Origin of the sequence: Stenotrophomonas sp. Br8 (assembly GCF_014763005.1) — a bacterium.
GTDB classification, from domain to species: domain Bacteria; phylum Pseudomonadota; class Gammaproteobacteria; order Xanthomonadales; family Xanthomonadaceae; genus Stenotrophomonas; species Stenotrophomonas lactitubi.
In genome coordinates this window covers 136,256-153,456 of sequence record NZ_JACGTN010000014.1, presented here as the reverse complement: position 1 = coordinate 153,456, position 17,201 = coordinate 136,256, and the positions used below count along the sequence as shown (strand labels likewise).

Genomic DNA, 17,201 nt, shown 5'->3' with positions numbered 1-17,201 from the left:
GGGAAGTGGCCTCAGCGCCATTTCCGTGTGCTGCGAAGTTTCCTTCGTAGCGAGCCGCCCATTATAGCCGGCTTTTCCGCTTCGTCAACACCTTTTTTCAAGGCCGTCTCACCGAAGTGGACGTTGTTGCCGATGCTGCTTCGTCGTTGGACCCGAGGGCCTTTCGTCGTTGCGAGCCGCCTATTATGCCGGACTTTTCGAGTCCGTCAACACCTTCGTTCGATCATCTCGTCCGGCGGTGGTAGCGTCGCTGTTCGCGTTGGTGGCTTCCGAAGAAGTCGCCGCGCTGCAGCAAGGGAGCGAATTCTAGAGATCCTGCAGAATTCGTCAACTCTTTTTTTCAGGAAGATGACAGAACAGCGCCTGCACCGTGCATGGCCGCTGCTGATACATCGCCGCGGCGTTGCCCGCGCGTTGCGCGGGCAACGCCGCAGGCGCTATCAATACACCGATGCATAGCGAAGAGAAGAGCATGGACACGCAGAAACGACAGGGATGGTGGCGCGATCTTTCGATGCCGGCGATCGTCGCCGGTTTCATCACCGTGCTGGTCGGCTTCGCCAGCTCAGCGGTGATCGTGTTCCAGGCCGCGCAGGCCGTGGGCGCCGACCAGGCCCACATCGCCTCGTGGATGTGGGCCCTGGGGCTGGGCATGGGCGTGACCTGCATCGGCCTGTCGCTGCGCTACCGCGTCCCGGTGGTCACCGCATGGTCGACGCCGGGTGCGGCGATGCTGGTCGTCGGTGCCGGTGGCGCGTCTCTGTCTGAAGCCACCGGTGCGTTCCTGCTGGCGGCGGTGCTGGGCATGCTCGCGGGCTTCTCCGGGGTGTTCGCCCGGCTGATGAAGCGCGTGCCCATGGCCTTGGCCGCGGGCATGCTGGCCGGTGTGCTGCTGCGCTTCGGCCTGGACGTGTTCGTGGCAATGAACACCCAGCGCGTGCTGGCGTTGGCCATGTTCGCTACCTGGCTGCTGGGCCGCCGCCTGTTCCCCCGTTATGCGGTGATCGCCACTCTGCTGGTCGGCATCGCCATCGCCGCCAGCCAGGGTCTGCTGCATGCACAACAGGTGCACCTGCAGCTGGCCGTACCGCAATGGGTCACTCCTTCGCTGTCGTGGACGGCGATGGTCGGTATCGCCCTACCCCTGTTCGTGGTCACCATGGCCTCGCAGAACATTCCCGGTGTGGCGGTGATGCGCGCCTCCGGCTATGACGCACCGGTGTCGCCGGTGATCGGCTGGATCGGCGTGGTCAACACGCTGCTGGCACCCTTCGGCGCCTACGCACTGAACCTGGCAGCCATCACCGCGGCGATCTGCATGGGCCGTGATGCCCACGAGGATCCGGCACGGCGCTACACGGCGGCGATGGCGGCCGGCGCCTTCTATATCGTCATCGGCCTGTTCGGGGCCACCGTAGCGGCCCTGTTCGCTGCCTTCCCAAAGGAACTGGTGGCCTGCGTGGCCGGTATCGCCCTGTTCGGCACCATCGGCAACAGCCTGGCCAGTGCATTGGCAGTGGAGCGCGACCGCGAGGCCGCGCTGGTCACCTTCCTGGTGACCGCCTCGGGGATGACACTGGCCGGTATTGGTTCTGCGTTCTGGGGCCTGGTCGCCGGGACGCTCTGCCTGTGGGTGCTGCGGCCGCGGCAGGCCAGCTGAAGGGATCAGCCGGCCAACACGGCCCCGACGATGCCCAGGGTGACGGACACGGCGATGGCGATCACAGCACCAATCACGCTGGTATCGCCACGTGCTGCCAGCGTGCTGCGCACCGCAGCCTCGTTGTCCGTACTGAGCGACTGGGCGCGTGCGATCTCCCGCTGGCAATGCTGCAGGTACCAGCTGTTGGCGAAGACACCCACGGTAACGCTCAGGCCCAGGTTGATCACCAGCGACAGGGCATCCGGCACTTCGATGAAGGCCTCGATCGCGCTGGATGCCACCAGCACGCCGACCCAGATGGCGGCCATGCGGTACATCTTCCGGTACATCATCCAGATCACGCCAAACAGGAACCCCGGCCAGTGCCAGGTGCCCGCCGCGTTCGCGGTGCCCTGGTCCAGGCGCCAACGCTTGCGATAGATCGGGAAGTTGCCGCCGACAATGGCTGCATACAGACCCAACTGGCCGGTCAGTCCGGCGCCCAGTGGAATGACATCGGACGTTGCCGCTGCGGTCGGTGCGCGGTATGGGTCATGGCTGGACGCTGCGGCGACGGCGATCTCACTGGCAGGCGGTGCTGCCGGGCCATCGGCGACGCCGTCGGCAGCCGACGCTGGCGCTGCAGTCGACTGCAGCGACTGCAGCGGCTGCCAGCCAGCCATGCCCTCGCACCAGAGCAGGGTGTGGCCGGTGATGACGCCGTCCTGCTGCAACCTCTGCAGGCCAGCCAGGTCCACTGGCCCTTCACTCTTGCCGTTGCGGGCGTAGTACCACTGTGCTTCCTGCATTGAAAATCGTCCTGTGTGGGCGTTGCGCGGTTTACAGGGATGCGCTGGACAGCGTCTGCACCAGCGTGTGGCGACCGCCGGGAGCGATGGTGATCACATCGGGCCCGGCGTTGGCGGCTTCCAGGCAGACGTAGTCGCGCCAACCGTCGCCGACATCGGCCATCTTCGTGGCAGCGTCGGCGCCAGGGTTCCATGCCACCAGCGAGCGGCTGCCTTCGGTGCGGATGTCGATGCGGCGCTTGAGCACCGGGTCGCGCAGCACATAGTGCCCGCCGGCCTGGGTATAGATGCGGTCGCTGCGGCCCGGATCACGCGGATCACGCAGCGACCAGGGGCCCTGCTGGCGGCGAGACTGGGCGTAGTTCTCGAACTTGTCGAGGTAGTCGAGGCCATCGACGCCGTCGACGTCCACCTTGCTGGCGTCACCGACACGGAAGTAGTTGTGCAGCGCCTGGGTGATGGTGGCCGGGGCCTTGCCGGTGTTCTCGGTAACCAGCTGCTGGCGCAGTTCACGGCCGACACGGACGGTCATGGTCAGACGCAGGCCGAGATTGTCCAACGCAGGCGGGGCCAGGGTCAGTTCGATGCTGCCATCGTCGAGGCGGCGCGCCTGCTGCAGTTCCCAGGGCAAGGTGCGCACGAAGCCATGGGCCGGCACGTCGTCGCCCTGCCCCTGGCGGCCGAAGTACGGCCAGCACACCGGGCTGCCGCCACGGATGGGCGTGGGCAGTGCCGCGCGCTTGGGCGAGAGCCACATCACATCGGGTTGGCCCTTGGGCACGAACGAGAGCAGTTGACCGCCGAACACGCTGATCGCGGCGGTTGCCTGCGGGGTTTCCACCAGCCAGGCATCGAGTCCCTGGAACTGGCCACTGCTGACACCTTGGATCTGTTGCACGCTGGATCGACTCCGGATGGCCGGCGACTGCACGGCACTGTAGTTGGTGGGAAGGCTGAAGCGGGTGGGTGTGGCCGGAACCTTCGCCTGCGGTCCGCTCTGCAGCGCGCGCAGAATGCGCTGGCCAGCGCGACCATCGGCGTCGGCCCAACCGAGCCGGCGCTGCTCGACCTGGATGGCGCGACGACTGGCGGTACCGATCATGCCATCGGCGGCGCCGATGTCATGGCCGCGCGCCAGCAGCAGGGTCTGCAGCTGGCGGCGCTCGTCGCGGCCAAGACCGGGATCATCGGTGGGCCAGGCCGTCACCAGTCCATTACCCCCGCGCAGGCGATCGGCCAGGGTGGCGATGGCCAAGGCATAGCTCTCGGCCGCGTTGTAGCTGTAGATCGCGTCGTAGTTGCGGAACACCAGCAGCGCCGGGCCCTTGTTGCCGGCCGGCAGCAGCAGCGCGGCGCGTGCATCGGCGGGCAGGCCGGCCGGCGCCAGCGCGCTGCCGTCCAGGCCGGTCACGCCCAATGCGCGCCAGTCGGCCAGTGCCCGGCGCTGGGTGCGGCCGGCCTGGCCGGCGTTGAAGCCGGTGGGGACGCGGACTTCCATGCCCCAGGGTTCGCCGGTTCGCCAGCCGGCACGCTTCAGATAGTTGGCGGTGGAAGCCAATGCATCGGGAATGCTGCCGACCAGATCGCGGCGGCCATCGCCGTCACCATCAACGGCAATGCGTGCGTAGGTGCTGGGCATGAACTGGGTGTGGCCGAAGGCACCGGCCCAGGAACCGGTCAGGCCCTGTGCCTGCAGGTCACCCTTGTCGATGAGCTTGACCAGCGCCAGCAGTTCGCCGCGGAAGAAAGGTTGCCGTCGGCCGGCACAGGACAGCGTGGCCAGCGACTGTAGCAGCGGACGCTTGCCGAACACGCGCCCGTAGTCGCTCTCCACACCCCATACGGCGACGATGGTGACTGGATCGACGCCGTACTGCGCCGATACGCGCTGAAGCAGATCGCGGTGCTGCTGCAGCATGGCGCGGCCGTCGTCCACGCGCTGGCGATCGACCAGCGCGGCCAGGTAGTCCCATATAGGCGTGGTGAACTCCGGCTGCGCGTCGAGCAGCGGCAGCACGGTGGGATCCGGCTGCAGTCCGGCGGTGATGGCCGTGAAACGGTCAGCGGCAATGCCCTGGCTGGCGGCAGTCGTCTGCAGTCCCGCCATGCAGCGGGCGAACGCGGGATCAGCGGTTGCCGCGGCTGTCGGCGGGGCCGCCGCTGGCACGGCAAGCGCGGCGGCGAGGCCGAGCGTGGTCAGAATGGGCATGGCGTACTCCGTGTTGCCGGTGCTGGAGCCATGGTAACGCGGAGGGGCGGCCAGGTTGGTCGTTGCTGCCGGCCAGCGGCCGGCACTACCGGTGGCTATGGTGCGGGGCGCAGCAGACGCAGGCCGTACGCAGGATTGTCAGCGTTCCAGTGCGCCACCACCTCCAGCCCTGCCTGCTGCAGCAGATGGCCGAAGCTGGCGTCGGTGTACTTGTGGCTGTACTCCACGCGGATCGGTTCGCCCGCGCTGAAATGGAAGGTGCGGCCATCGAGATGGACGTCCTGCTCGCGCTGGCTGACCAGGTCGGTTTCGATGCGCAGGCGCGCAGTGCTGTAACGGGCCTGGTGACGGAAGCCGTCGAGATCGAAATCGCTGCCGACCTCGCGGTTGAGGCGCGCCAGCAGGTTCAGGGTGAAGGCGGCGGTGATGCCGTCGGCATCGTTGTAGGCGGCCTCGATCAGTGCCGGGTCCTTGTGCAGGTCGATACCGACCAGCGCCAGGCCGTCCTTGCCCATCGTCTGCCGCATCGCGCGCAGCAGCGCGATCGCGTCCTCATCAGCGAAGTTGCCCAGCGTGGAGCCCGGGAAGAACAGCAGCCGGCGCGCGGCAGGCCGGTCCGGCACGGGAACCTGCACCGGCCGGGTGAAGTCGGCACACACCGGCAGCATTTCCACGTCCGGCAGCGCCGGTGCCAGGTGGTCGATGCTGGACAACAGCGCCGCGCGCGAGATCTCGATGGGGGTATAGGCCACCGGATCCTGCAGAGCGGCCAGCAGGCGGGCGGTCTTGCGGCCGCTGCCACTACCCAGTTCCACCACATGTACGCGCGGCCCCACCGCCTGCGCGATCTGCGGCAGTACCCGATCCAGCAGGGCCAGCTCGGTGCGTGTGGGGTAGTACTCGCGGGTGTGGGTGATCTGCTCGAACAAGCGCGAGCCGCGCGCGTCGTAGAAATACTTGGAAGGCAACTGGCGTGAGGCGTGCGACAACCCCGCCACGGCGTCGGCAAGGATCTGCTGGCGGCCGGGGGTAAGGTCGGTCAGCGCCTGCAGCGCGTCCTGGACGGTGCTCATGAAAGATCCCTTGCCAGGCGCATGCCTGAGAACTGCCAACGCGCCGGTGGCATGAAGAAGTTGCGGTAGCTGGCCCGCACATGGCCGCGCGGGGTGGCACAGCTGCCACCGCGCAGCACCCATTGGCCGCACATGAATTTGCCGTTGTATTCGCCGAGGTTGCCGGCGAACGGACGGAAGCCGGGATAAGCACCATAGGCGCTGCTGGTCCATTCCCAGACATCGCCGAACAGCTGGCGGATGCCCCTGCCCTGCCCTGCATGCGGATGCAGCTGGTCGTCATCGGCGAAGTGGCCTTCGACCGGCTGCGTGGCGGCAGCCGCTTCCCATTCGAATTCGGTGGGCAGGCGGGCACCGGCCCAACGCGCGCAGGCATCGGCTTCGTAGTAGCTGAGATGACAGACCGGTGCGTGCGGATCGAGCTGGCGCCAGCCTCCCAGGGTGAACTCGCGCAGCAGGTCGTCATCCCAGTACAGCGGATGCTGCCACTGTTCGGCCTCACGCAGCGCCCACCCCTCGCTCAGCCACCAACGTGGATCGCGGTAGCCACCCGCGTCGATGAAGGCGCGGTATTCGGCGTTGCTGAGCGGACGTTCGGCGAGTGCATGCGCGGGCAGCAGCACGCGATGCACGGGTGACTCATTGTCATAAGCGAATGCTGCGTGCTGCGGCCAGGCGGATGCACCGATACTGACGATGCGTTCGCCCTGTTCGACCCAGCCCTGTGCGCTGTGGCCACTTACGGCAATGGGCAGGTCATCGCGATACGGCGGCTGCAGCGGATTGCACCAGAAGGCGTGCTTGATGTCGGTGAGCAGCAGCTCCTGGTGCTGCTGTTCGTGGTGCAGCCCCAGCTGCAGATGCTGCAGGGCGTCGCTGCCCAGGTCGCCGTCGCGCAGTTGTGCCAGCACCTGTTCATCCACGTGCCGGCGGTAAGCGTGGACCTGCTGCAGCGAGGGCCGCGACAGCAGACCGCGCTGTGGCCGTGCGTGGGCGGGGCCGAGGCTCTTGTAGTAACTGTTGAACAGATAGTCCCAGGCCGGATCCCAGGGTGTGTAGCCGGGCCGGCTGGCGAGGACGAAGCGTTCGAAGAACCAGGTTGTATGGGCCAGATGCCATTTGGCCGGGCTGGCATCGGCCATGCTCTGCAGCAGGGCATCTTCGGGGCTGAGCGGTGCGGCCAGCTGCATGCTGCGCCCCCGCACGTGGGTGAAGTGGCGGGCGAGGTCATGCTGCGGGGCAGCGACGGCGGCGGGTACGCTGTCCATGCAACCAGCTTCGACGGCGGCCGGTGAGCGCGATGTCATGGCCCGGTGCCATGGTGTTCACATCAGGCGCGCATTCAAGAAGGGCACTGCTGCGCCGCTAACGGCAGTGCTGCGGCCGCGTCGTGACCGCGCTGGAATTCCGTGTGGCCCATCATCCGCTCCGACAGCCTGTGCACTATCTGTTCGTGCTGCCCGCCGTGCTGGTCGCACTGGTGCTGTGGGTGAGCCTGGAAAGCGATGATGTCGGCCGCGCCGGGCAGCGCATCCTGCCGTGGTTGCTGGCCTGCCTGGGTGCAGGACTGGCGCTGATGTACAACCAGGTGCGCACGTTGTGCCTGTTGCTGTTGGTGGCGCTGGCCTTCGCGGTGCTGCACCAGGATCTGGGGCACTACCTGCGCGATGGGCGGGTAACGGCGCTGACCCCACTGCGCTTCCATGCGATCTCGACCTGGCTGCCGTTGTTGTTCGCCATCCATGCGTTGTGGCCCGAACGCGGGCGCCGCCGCCAGGACCTGCTGCTGAGGGCCACGATCAGCGGTGTTGCCGTGGCGGTTTTCATCCTGTTGGCCGCACAGCAGCCACAAGGCATGCACGACCTGCTGTCGAACCGGCACTTCCCCTGGATACCGAGCGACTGGAACGCGTTGGCGCAGCTGCCTGCCATGCTGTTCCTGCTGGCCACCGCTGCGCTGGGATGGCAGGCGTGGCGCCAGCCGCGGCCGCTGCATACGGCGATGCTGCTGGCCCTGCTGTGCCTGTGGTGGATGCTGCCGCGGATCTTCCTGCAGCCGGTGCTGCTGCCGGCGCTGAGCGTGGCGGCGCTGCTGCTGATGCTGGCCGCGACCCTGCAGGAGTCTTTCCACATGGCATTCGGCGACGAGCTGACCGGCCTGCCAGGCCGCCGTGCGTTCAACGAGACGCTCAAGCGCGCCACCGGCACCTACAGCATCGCGATGATCGACGTGGATCATTTCAAGAAGTTCAACGACACCCACGGCCACGACACCGGCGAGGACGTGCTGAAACTGGTGGCCTCCCGGTTGTCGCGGGTGGGCGACGGCGGCCGCGCGTTCCGTTACGGCGGCGAAGAATTCGCCGTGGTTTTCCTCGACCGCCCGGCATCGGCCTGCGTGGACGCGGTGGAGGCGCTGCGGCAGGGCATCGAGCAGAGCCGGATGCAGCTGCGCGACCGCACTACCCGCAGCCGTGACGATACGCTCGGCCAACAGCAGCGCGGGCGCGGTGGTGGCGGTGCGGTGGTGCAGGTGACCGTCAGCATCGGCCTGGCCGACAGCCGGGTCGATCCGCGTCCCGCCGGGGTGGTCAAAGCGGCCGACCAGGCGCTGTATGCGGCCAAGGAGGAAGGCCGCAACCGCGTGTGCGCGCATGGTGGCCAGCGCGTGCTGGCCGTGCGCGGCAGCCACGCTCAGACGGCGTCGAGGTAGTACCAGCGACCTTCGATCCGCAGGAAGCGGCTGTGCTCGGTCATTTTCACCGCGCTGCCGCCACCGACGCGGTAGCGAGCGGTGAAGCGGACCTCGGCACTGTCGGTGCCGGTAACCTGGTGATCCTGCACGGTCAGGCCCAGCCACTGGGTGCGCTGGCCGGGGGCATCATCGAGCGACAGTTCTGCGGGGCGGGTGTCCGGATGCCAGGTGGCACGCAGGTAGTCCGGCAGATGGCGCACATAGGCGCTGTAACGCGAGCGCATCAGACGCTCGGCATCGGGCGCGGCGTCGCCGGCATGGAAGCGACCGCAGCAGGCGGCGTAGTCGGCGGCCAGGCCACAGGGACAGGGATCGGGGGCGGTTCGGCTCATGCGGGTATTGTCGCGTGGGCGGGGGCAATGTGACAGGCGTATGCTGTCGCGCCCTCACTTCGATCGATCGCCGTGCTGGAAATGATTCCTCCTGAGTTGTGGTGGCTGGTGGCGATCGCCTTCATTGCCGGCCTGGTTGATGCAGCCGTGGGTGGTGGCGGACTGGTGCAGCTGCCGGGCCTGTTCACGGTGCTGCCGCAGCAGACGCCGGCGATGCTGTTCGGCACCAACAAGTTCAGCTCGATGTTCGGCACCGGCGCGGCGGCATGGCGCTATGCACGCAACGTGCGCTTCCCGTGGAAGCCGGTGCTGTTCGCTGCGGGTACGGCCTTCGTGTTCTCCTTCCTTGGCGCTACGGCGGTCAGCCTGTTGCCCAAGGATGCGGTGCGGCCACTGGTGCTGGTGCTGCTGGTGGCGATGCTTGCCTACACGTTGTGGAAGAAAGACTTCGGCGCACTGCACCGGCCCCGCGAGATCGGCCGCAACGAGTTGATGATCGCGCTGGCGATCGGTGCGGCAATCGGTTTCTACGATGGCTTCTTCGGGCCCGGCACCGGCAGCTTCCTGATCTTCCTGTTCGTGCGCTTCTTCGGACTGGACTTCCTGCGTGCGTCGGCAGCGTCGAAGGTGGTGAACCTGGCGACCAACGTGGCGGCGATCTCGTTCTTCGTGCCGACCGGCAACATCCTGTGGCTGTTCGCGCTGCCGATGGCGGCGGCCAACATCATCGGTTCGGTGGTGGGCACGCGGTTGGCGCTGAAGGGCGGCACGCCGTTCATCCGCAAGCTGTTCGTGGGGTTGGTGGTGGTGCTGATCGCACGGATGGCGTGGGATACGTTCCGCAGTTCGTGAATGAGCGTCATGACCTGGTAGGTGCCAACCTTGGTTGGCACGCTGTTTCCGGCCGCGAAGGGCAGCCGAGCATGGCTCGGCTCTACAGGGGATTGCCGGCCGAGGCGATCAGGCTTCGGCTTCTTCCGGTTCGTCGGCCTGCTGGCGGCTGCGCTCCGGCAGCTTCAGGCGCTTGCCTTCTTCGTCGTACTCGATGAGCAGCACGCCCGAATCGTGGCGGCCGCTGATCTCGACGAAGCAGGCGCCACCGATGAACGGCTCCAGCGTCATCACCGATTTCAGCGGGGTGGCGACCACCATCTGGAAACCGAAGTTGTCGAAGATGTTCATCGCCAGCGCGGTGAACTCGTTGTCGGCCTTGTCGAAGGCTTCGTCGAGCACGACCGCGGCATAGCTGGGCAGCTGGCTGTCGGCACCGCCGAGCTGGTAGCGCAGCGCCGCCGCCAGGCAGGTGGTGGCCAGCTTCTGCCGCTGACCGCCGGACTTGCCGGCACCACTGCGGTAGATCTCGACCTGCTGGCGCGTTTCCACATCCAGTTCCACGCCGATGAACTCCACGTGCAGGCGCACGTCGAGCACAATCTCGCGCCAACGCTTGTCTTCGCCTTCCTGCGAGCCCAGCCGGTTGACCAGCTGGCGCAGGACGGTGAACTGCGTTTCGGCGACGTCGCGCTGCTCGGTCTGCTGCTGCGACAACACCTCGCGCAGCTGCAGGTGGAACTCCTGCACTTCCGGCAGGCGCCGGTCGTTCAGCTCGATGGTCAGCAGGGTGCCGCGGTTGAAGGGCACCTGCTCGAGGCTGGCGTTGACTTCATCCAGGCGCTGGCCGATCGACTTGCGGGCCTCGGCACTGTGCCGCTGCAGCGCCAGCAGGTTGTTCTTGCTCTGGTTCTGCAGCAGGTCGAAGAAGCGTTCTTCGTGCTGCGGCAGGCCATCGCGTTCAAGACGTTCGAGGCGGGCGAGGAAATCCTCGGCCGAGGCCACCGACACGGTGAAGTCGCCCGATTCTTCCGGCCACTGCTGGATGAAGCGACGGAAGCAGCCCAGCAGCAGGTTCTCGACGCGGTTGACGTCCTGCTGCGAAGACGACAGCTGTTCGTTCAGCGCGTTGCTGACCTGGCGCATGTGCGCTTCCAGCGTTTCCAGGCTGAGCGGGCCCTGCTCCTGCAGGCGCTCGGCCAGGCCGGCTTCCTGGTCTTCGGCCAGTGCCGGCAATACCAGTGCACGGCTCTGCTGGCGGGCCCGGTCCAGGCGGTCGCGTTCGCGCACCAGCTGGCCGCGCTCGACGCGGGTGTCTTCGTAAGTGCGGCGGGCCTGCTCGATATCGGCGCGGGTGGCGTCGATCTGCTGGGCGATCCTGGCCAGGTCGGCATTGCCTTCGCGCAGCGCATGCAGGCTGGCCTCGATGTCGGCCAGGCGCTGCTGCGGCGCGGCGACGTCGATTTCATTCCAGCTGATACCAACCAGCTGGTGGCAGGCCAGGCGACGTTCGTTGTCGCGGTCACGCTGGCTGCGCAGGCGCGCGATGTCGGTATCGCAACTGGCGATACGGGCGGCCAGCTCCTGGGCTTCCTTCTCGAAGACGGCGAGCTTGTCGCGGTTGCTGAAACCCAGCAGCCAGCGGCGGCGATCATTCACCGCACTGCGATCGTCCTTCTCGAAGCGGTCGCCCGGATGCTTGACCTGGCCTTCGCGGGTGATGCCGCGGTCGACGTTGCGCAGCTGCTTGGCATCCACGCATTCGTAGTCGAAGCGCTTGCCCAGCTCGCGGCGCAGCCAGCTTTCGAACACGTGGTCGCGCAGTTCCAGCTTGTGCAGCAGCGACTTCGCGGACGGTTCGCGGGCGAACGCATCATCATTGCGACGCACGCGGTAGTAAGTGAAACGCATGCCCAGGTGGGTGCGGTTCACCCATTCGGCGACGTCGTTGTAGTGCTTGTCGTCGACCAGCAGCGATTGCGCGAAGCCACCGAGCACACGCTCGATCGCGCCCTGCCAGCTCTGCTCTTCCGAGCGGACCTGGATCAGTTCGCCGACGAACGGCAAGGCCGCTTCGGAGATACCGGTTTCTTCGGCCAGGCGCGCGCGCAGCTTCTGCATCGGCGCAGGAATGCTGGAGGGCGTGCGCTGCATCGCCTCCAGTTCGCCACGCACGTCGGAGAAGCGCCGCTCGTCGTCGCGCTTGCCGCCCAGCCGTTCGCTGATGGCGTCGTCCAGAGCGCTCGAAGCGCGCTGGCGGTCTTCCAGTTCGGACTGCGCCTGCTCGACCAGCTCGGCGAAGCCATGCGCGTCGTCGGGCAACGCGGCCTGCAGTTTCTGTGCGGCGTCGTGTGCCTGCGCCTGCTTGGCCAAGCGGCGGTCGCGTTCGGCTTCGGCGCGGCCCTGCTCGCGTTCCAGTTCCTCGATGCGCTCACCGCCCTGCTGGCGGCGCTGCAGTTCCAGCTCGGCCAGGCGTTCGGTGTGGTTGTCCAGCGCCGCACGGCGCTGCGCTTCTTCACCCAGCAGGCCACGATCGCGCGTGTCCATCTCGCGCAGGCGCGCTTCGATCAACAACTGGCGGCGGCTTTCGCGGAAGCTGTCGATACCGAGCTTGAGCGCTTCGTCGTCGCCACGCCGGCGGCTCATCGCCTGCAGGTCGCCGTAATGTTCGCGCGCCGGCTGCAGGGTTTCTACCTGACGCCGCGCCGTGACCACGGCCTGGTGCGCGCCATCGAGTTCGGCGAAATCGCTGACCAGTCGTTCGGCAGCGTCGAAGGTCTTCGGCGTGTCGAGCATGAAGTCGCGCAGGAAGACGTTCAGGTCGCCCAGGTTCTTCGCGGACTGCGTCTTGTGCAGCAGCCGCAGCGCCATCTCGTTGTCGATACCGAGCAGGTGGCGGAAGCGTTCGGCGTAGCCGGAGAACGTGTCGAAGTGATGGACGTCGGCCAGCTTCTGCTTGAGCTTGCGCAGATCCAGGTCGAAACCGCCGAGGTCCTTGGCGATGTCGAACGGGCGCTCGGCGATCATGTAGTGCTTGCGCACGTCACCGGCGGAGGTGCTGCTGCCAGCGATCCACAGCAGGCGTACCAGGCTGACCACGCGGCCATCACCGGCGCGGTACTCCAGCACCAGCGCGGTCCAGGTTGCGCCCTTGCGCAGGTACTGGGTGGCGATTTCACCGGTGCCACTGTCCTGCTGGTCGGCCCACGCGCCGCGCACGTAGGACACCAGGTTGCGGTCGCGGCCGCTGCGTTCGGCTTCACGCGCAGCGGCGTTGAAGTCGACGATGGCCGGTGGCGTCAGCAGTGCGGACATGGCATCGAGCAGGGTCGACTTGCCCGAGCCGGAGCGGCCGACAAACAGGAAGCCCCGCTCGGCGATCGGCACTTCGGTCAGGCCGTTGAAGGTGCCCCAGTTGTGCACCTGCAGGCGGCGCATGCGGAACTGCTGCAGGCGCGGGTCGGGCAGGCCGTCGTTGAACAGGGCGGGAGTGTGCTTGGAAATGGCCATGCGGTGCTCGGGTCTCTCAGGCTTCAGCGGCCGGGGTTTCACGCAGCTGGCGGTAGACCGCCGAAAGCTGGGATACGTCTTCGGCGGAGAACAGCAGCTTCAACGCCGGCGAGACTTCGTGGCGGTCTTCCTGGCCGCCGAGACGGGTCAGGATGTGGTTGTCCTTCATCTTCTGCACCGCCGAGGCGACGCGCCGATTGAAGCCGGCGCGGTCGGTGGACAGGTTCTTCTCGTAGATGGCCAGCGCTTCGGCCATTTCGGCGTCGGCGACCACGGCGCGGTTGCCGCGTGCATCGGCTTCGCCCAGCTGCTGGCGCAGGTACAGCAACAGCACCGAATCAATGAAGGTCAACGGCGAGGTGCGCAGCAGTACCGGCGCATCGACGTCCTCGGTGTCGGCCTGGCGGGTGAACGCCACGCCACTGTCGCGGTCGAGCACCAGTTCCAGGAACAGGTCCGACAGCGCCGAACGGATGCCGGCTTCGCTGCGGATCAGTGCCGGCCACAGCTTGGCGTGGCGCAGCTGGTCGATGCTGGGGCCGATCAGCAGCTGGCACAGCGCGCGGCGCGCATCCAGCGGCAGGCGGCCGGTATCGCCCATGTAGTAGACGTCGTTGCCGCGCCGCGGCTGGGCCACGGTCGCCACCGGCTCGGCCTCGTAAGCGTCTTCGGCCAGGTCGGCATGCGGTGCGTCGATGGGGTCTTCATGCCAGCTCATGGCGTCTCTCCTGGGTAAACCAAACCAGCGGGATGCGGGCGCGACGGATCTGGCCGTCGCCACCACGCCATTCGGCAAGCTCCTGCTCGCCGGCGATCACGCTGCCAAAGCGCGTGCCCAGCGAGAGGTAACCGATGACACTGCCCAGCCCCTGCGGCGCTTCGCGTTGCGACAGGGCCTGGGCGATGCTGAGTTTCGGCTGCGCATCGAGCAGGTCGTGCAGGTCGCGGCGCAGGGTACGGAAATCGATTTCCGACGACGCCACCAGGTCGCCCACGCTTTCCAGGCTGATGCTGGCCGCATCGTTGTACTCGACATTGCCATCGACCTGGGCGCTGCGCGGGTCGTGCAGCTTCCACTGCGACCACGAACGCAGGCGGCTGGTGGTCAGCTGCAGGTCGCGGCCGATGGCGCGCTGCGCCGGGAAGTCATCGCGCAATGCCAGCGCTTCGGACTGCGCCTGCTTCAACAGCTGGTTGAGGCGGCGCTGTTCCAGGTAACCACGGCTCTGCACGAAACCGCGCAGGCTGCGCGCGAAGTTCTGCAGCACGTCATGCACCTGGCCACCGCGCTCGAGCATGGTGCTGGTGAAGCCGCGCAGGAAATTGCGCTCGTTGCGATCCAGCCGACGGGCGAAGCCGCGGGCCAGCAACGTCTCCAGCGCAGCATCGAGCTGGGCGCTCTGTTCGGCGTCGTTGAGCAGGCGCCAGAAGGCCTGGAAACTACGGCCCGCGTCGCTCTCGCCGATCACGTCTACGCCTTCGAACAGCTTGGACAGCACGTCGCCGCGCTCGCCTTCGTCATCGATGATGCGTTCGCGGAAATCACGGTTGAGCTGTTCGAAGTCGTCGCGCACGCGGCGGAAGTCTTCGGTCAGTTCGTCGGCCAGGCCGATGATCTGCCGCGTACGTTCCAGCGCGCGCTTGCCGTCCAGCGCGGTCACACGGCCGGCGCCGACACGGGCGATCTCGGCATCGATGCGGTCACGCTCGTCGCGCAGTGCGGACAGGCGTGCGTCCGGATCGGCCTCGGTCTGCGCGGCCAGCTGCGACAGCTGTTCGATCACCAGTGCCAGACGGCTCTCGGTGGCGGCCACGCGGGCCTGCTCCATGCTGTCGGCGAAGCGGATCGCCTGCAGCGCCTGGGTCGAGAGCTCGTACTGCTCCTGGTCGGCGCCTTCGGGCAGCCGGCGTTCCAGCCAGCCCTGCGCCAACCAATGGGCAACGTAGGCCTGCGCGGTCCGCGGCAGCTCGCGCGACAGCTCGTCACCGTTGAGCTGGTCCAGCGCGCGCTGCAGGCGCTCGTTGAGGACCGATGCAGGCAACGTGCGATCGCCGTCCATCAGCAGGCCCTGCAGCAGGCCGATGATTTCCGGTGCGTGGTCGGCGGCGAGCAGCTTCCATTGCGGCTGTTCGCGCAGGTGGCGGTAACGGGTGATGCGTTCGCGGTGCTTCATGCAGCGAGATCGGTCCGAAGGGCGCGGCGGCCAGCGCGCGCGCGCAGGCGCGGCGCAGGCACGGCGAAAGCGGCGGCCACGCGGGGCCGCCACCGGGAGGCGACGGCGCTCAGCGCTTGCCGCCCACTTCGATGAAGCGCAGGAACTCGGCGCGGGTGCGGGCGTCTTCGCGGAAGCTGCCCAGCATCTTCGAGGTGACCATGCTGACGCCACGCTTGTGGATGCCGCGGGTGGTCATGCACTCATGGGCGCCTTCGACGACGACGCCGACACCGACCGGCTGCAGCACATCCTGGATGCACTGGGCGATCTGCGCGGTCATCTTTTCCTGCACCTGGAAGCGGCGGGCGTAGGCTTCGACCACACGGGCCAGCTTGCTGATGCCCACCACCTTGCCGGCCGGCAGGTAGCCGACGTGCACGCGGCCGATGATCGGCGCCATGTGGTGCTCGCAGTGGCTTTCGTATTCGATGTCGCGCAGGACGATCAGTTCGTCGTAGCCGGCCACTTCCTCGAAGGTGCGCTCCATGTAGGCGCGCGGGTCGTCGCGGTAGCCGCTGAACCAGTCGCCATAGGCTTCAGCCACGCGGCGCGGGGTATCCAGCAGGCCTTCGCGGGTGGGGTCCTCACCGGCCCAGCGCAGCAGGGTGCGCACGGCATCCTCGGCCTGGACCTGGGTCACATCGCCCTGCGGGGCGGCCTTTTCGTTGTTCTTGCTCATTGCATACAGCGCCCGAACGGGGGGCGAGCATCGTACCCGACCGGGGGGTGGGTCGTCCTCTGGGGACGGTTCATCGGGGGTCTATTGCAGCGCCTCGTTGCTGCTGAGCGAGAGGCGGAAGGGCAGGCAGGGCAGGACACGCCGTGAACCCATCCATGGGGGCTCGGCCACGGCATCCATGCCGTGGACGGTCCTGCCCTGCCTGCCCCTCCGCCTCTCCGACGGTTTCCTGCGGGCGCGGCCGGACCGCCCGAAAGCGGGGGTCAAAAGCTGGGTTCATGGCTGCGGAGACTGCGCGGGTTGCAGCTTTGGTGGGTGCGGACCTTGGTCCGCACTGCTTCTGCCTTTAGAGCCAACCCTCCGCGCTCGCGGGGTGATGGGTGGGCGGCGGAGGGCCGGGCGGGGCAGGGCCGTGAGGCGCATGGATGCGCCGATCGAGCTTACAGGGACGTACTTGCGGCGTGCCCTGCCCCGCCCGGCCCTCCGCCGCCCGAGCCGACACCCAGCAGGCGCAACGCTTTCCTCACTACACCCCACCCATTCAGCAAAAGCTATTGATAGGAATGAAATTAGTAGTATCCTATCTATTACTTATGGACCGACCCCTCGACGAGCGCACCGTGCTGCAGATGCAGCTCAGCTCCGGCCTGCTGTACGCAGGGCGGCAGTGGCAGCGCTTGGCCGACAGCCGGTTGGGCAGCTACGGCATCTCCACCGCCTGCACCATGCCGCTGCTGATGATCGGCCGCTCCGGCGGTGGCATCCGCCAGGTTGCGCTGGCCCAGCAGCTGGGCATGGAAGGCCCGTCGCTGGTGCGCCTGCTGGACAAGCTGTGCGCCAGTGGGCTGGTCCGCCGCGAATGCGATGCCAGCGACCGCCGCGCCAACCTGTTGTGGCTGACCGAGGATGGTCAGGCGTTGGTGCGCGAACTGGAAGATCAGTTGATCGGCCTGCGCCAGGACGTGTTCGGCGAACTGTCCACGGATGAACTGCACGCCGTATTGAAGGCGTGGCGCCTGCTGGCCGAGGCTGCCGACCGCATCACGTAAGCCCGCTGTCCGTGAACACCGCCGCTGCCGTGCATGCGCCAGCGGCTTTTGCCCGTTGCCGTTGTTCTGTTCCGCCTCCCCTTCCCCATACCGCCC

The 17,201-nt window shown here is 67.3% G+C and carries 13 protein-coding genes; 4 read left to right on the top strand and 9 right to left on the bottom strand.

From position 1 onward, the window contains the following. Positions 1–472 precede the first annotated feature (472 nt). On the top strand, positions 473–1,660 hold the full coding sequence (locus H3005_RS12855) for a benzoate/H(+) symporter BenE family transporter (protein WP_191078337.1): 1,188 nt from the start codon (positions 473–475) through the stop codon (positions 1,658–1,660). Between the two features lie 5 nt (positions 1,661–1,665). Here the strand turns inward: H3005_RS12855 and H3005_RS12850 are convergent, their stop codons facing one another. The 4 genes from H3005_RS12850 to egtB all read right to left on the bottom strand — a co-directional run bounded on the left by H3005_RS12850 (position 1,666) and on the right by egtB (position 7,001). Further along, positions 1,666–2,451: a GYF domain-containing protein gene (locus H3005_RS12850; RefSeq protein ID WP_100554237.1), complete on the bottom strand. Its 786-nt coding sequence runs from the start codon at positions 2,449–2,451 to the stop codon at positions 1,666–1,668. A gap of 31 nt (positions 2,452–2,482) precedes the next feature. Beyond that, complete coding sequence (locus H3005_RS12845) at positions 2,483–4,558, bottom strand: lytic murein transglycosylase (protein ID WP_223880232.1); 2,076 nt, start codon at positions 4,556–4,558, stop codon at positions 2,483–2,485. 197 nt (positions 4,559–4,755) lie between these two features. After that, entirely contained in the window at positions 4,756–5,733 is a 978-nt protein-coding gene (gene egtD / locus H3005_RS12840) for an L-histidine N(alpha)-methyltransferase (protein ID WP_191078336.1), read from the bottom strand. Continuing rightward, on the bottom strand, positions 5,730–7,001 hold the full coding sequence (egtB, locus tag H3005_RS12835; RefSeq protein ID WP_191078335.1) for an ergothioneine biosynthesis protein EgtB: 1,272 nt from the start codon (positions 6,999–7,001) through the stop codon (positions 5,730–5,732). The genes egtD and egtB overlap by 4 nt, the downstream gene beginning before the upstream one ends. 143 nt (positions 7,002–7,144) lie before the next feature. Here egtB and H3005_RS12830 point away from each other — a divergent pair, with 143 nt between their 5' ends. After that, complete coding sequence (locus tag H3005_RS12830; RefSeq protein ID WP_191078334.1) at positions 7,145–8,446, top strand: GGDEF domain-containing protein; 1,302 nt, start codon at positions 7,145–7,147, stop codon at positions 8,444–8,446. Here the strand turns inward: H3005_RS12830 and H3005_RS12825 are convergent. Further along, complete coding sequence (locus H3005_RS12825) at positions 8,428–8,820, bottom strand: YchJ family metal-binding protein (RefSeq protein WP_100461621.1); 393 nt, start codon at positions 8,818–8,820, stop codon at positions 8,428–8,430. The genes H3005_RS12830 and H3005_RS12825 overlap by 19 nt on opposite strands. Before the next feature lie 72 nt (positions 8,821–8,892). Between H3005_RS12825 and H3005_RS12820 the strand changes: the two genes are divergently transcribed. After that, entirely contained in the window at positions 8,893–9,672 is a 780-nt protein-coding gene (locus tag H3005_RS12820) for a TSUP family transporter (RefSeq protein ID WP_100554240.1), read from the top strand. 108 nt (positions 9,673–9,780) lie between these two features. Here H3005_RS12820 and H3005_RS12815 read toward each other — a convergent pair whose 3' ends face one another. The 4 genes from H3005_RS12815 to folE all read right to left on the bottom strand — a co-directional run bounded on the left by H3005_RS12815 (position 9,781) and on the right by folE (position 16,056). Then, positions 9,781–13,161 carry an ATP-binding protein gene (locus H3005_RS12815; protein ID WP_191078333.1) on the bottom strand — a complete coding sequence of 1,127 codons (3,381 nt, stop codon included), beginning with the start codon at positions 13,159–13,161 and terminating at the stop codon, positions 9,781–9,783. A 16-nt stretch (positions 13,162–13,177) separates the two neighbouring features. Next, a complete protein-coding gene (locus H3005_RS12810) occupies positions 13,178–13,879 on the bottom strand; it encodes a DUF4194 domain-containing protein (protein ID WP_191078332.1) in 702 nt (233 codons plus the stop codon). Then, complete coding sequence (locus tag H3005_RS12805; protein WP_099821647.1) at positions 13,866–15,335, bottom strand: DUF3375 domain-containing protein; 1,470 nt, start codon at positions 15,333–15,335, stop codon at positions 13,866–13,868. The genes H3005_RS12810 and H3005_RS12805 overlap by 14 nt, the downstream gene beginning before the upstream one ends. Positions 15,336–15,444: 109 nt before the next feature. Continuing rightward, on the bottom strand, positions 15,445–16,056 hold the full coding sequence (folE, locus tag H3005_RS12800) for a GTP cyclohydrolase I FolE (RefSeq protein ID WP_089241981.1): 612 nt from the start codon (positions 16,054–16,056) through the stop codon (positions 15,445–15,447). 593 nt (positions 16,057–16,649) lie between these two features. Between folE and H3005_RS12795 the strand changes: the two genes are divergently transcribed. Next, on the top strand, positions 16,650–17,105 hold the full coding sequence (locus H3005_RS12795) for a MarR family transcriptional regulator (RefSeq protein WP_191078331.1): 456 nt from the start codon (positions 16,650–16,652) through the stop codon (positions 17,103–17,105). Positions 17,106–17,201: the final 96 nt, after the last annotated feature.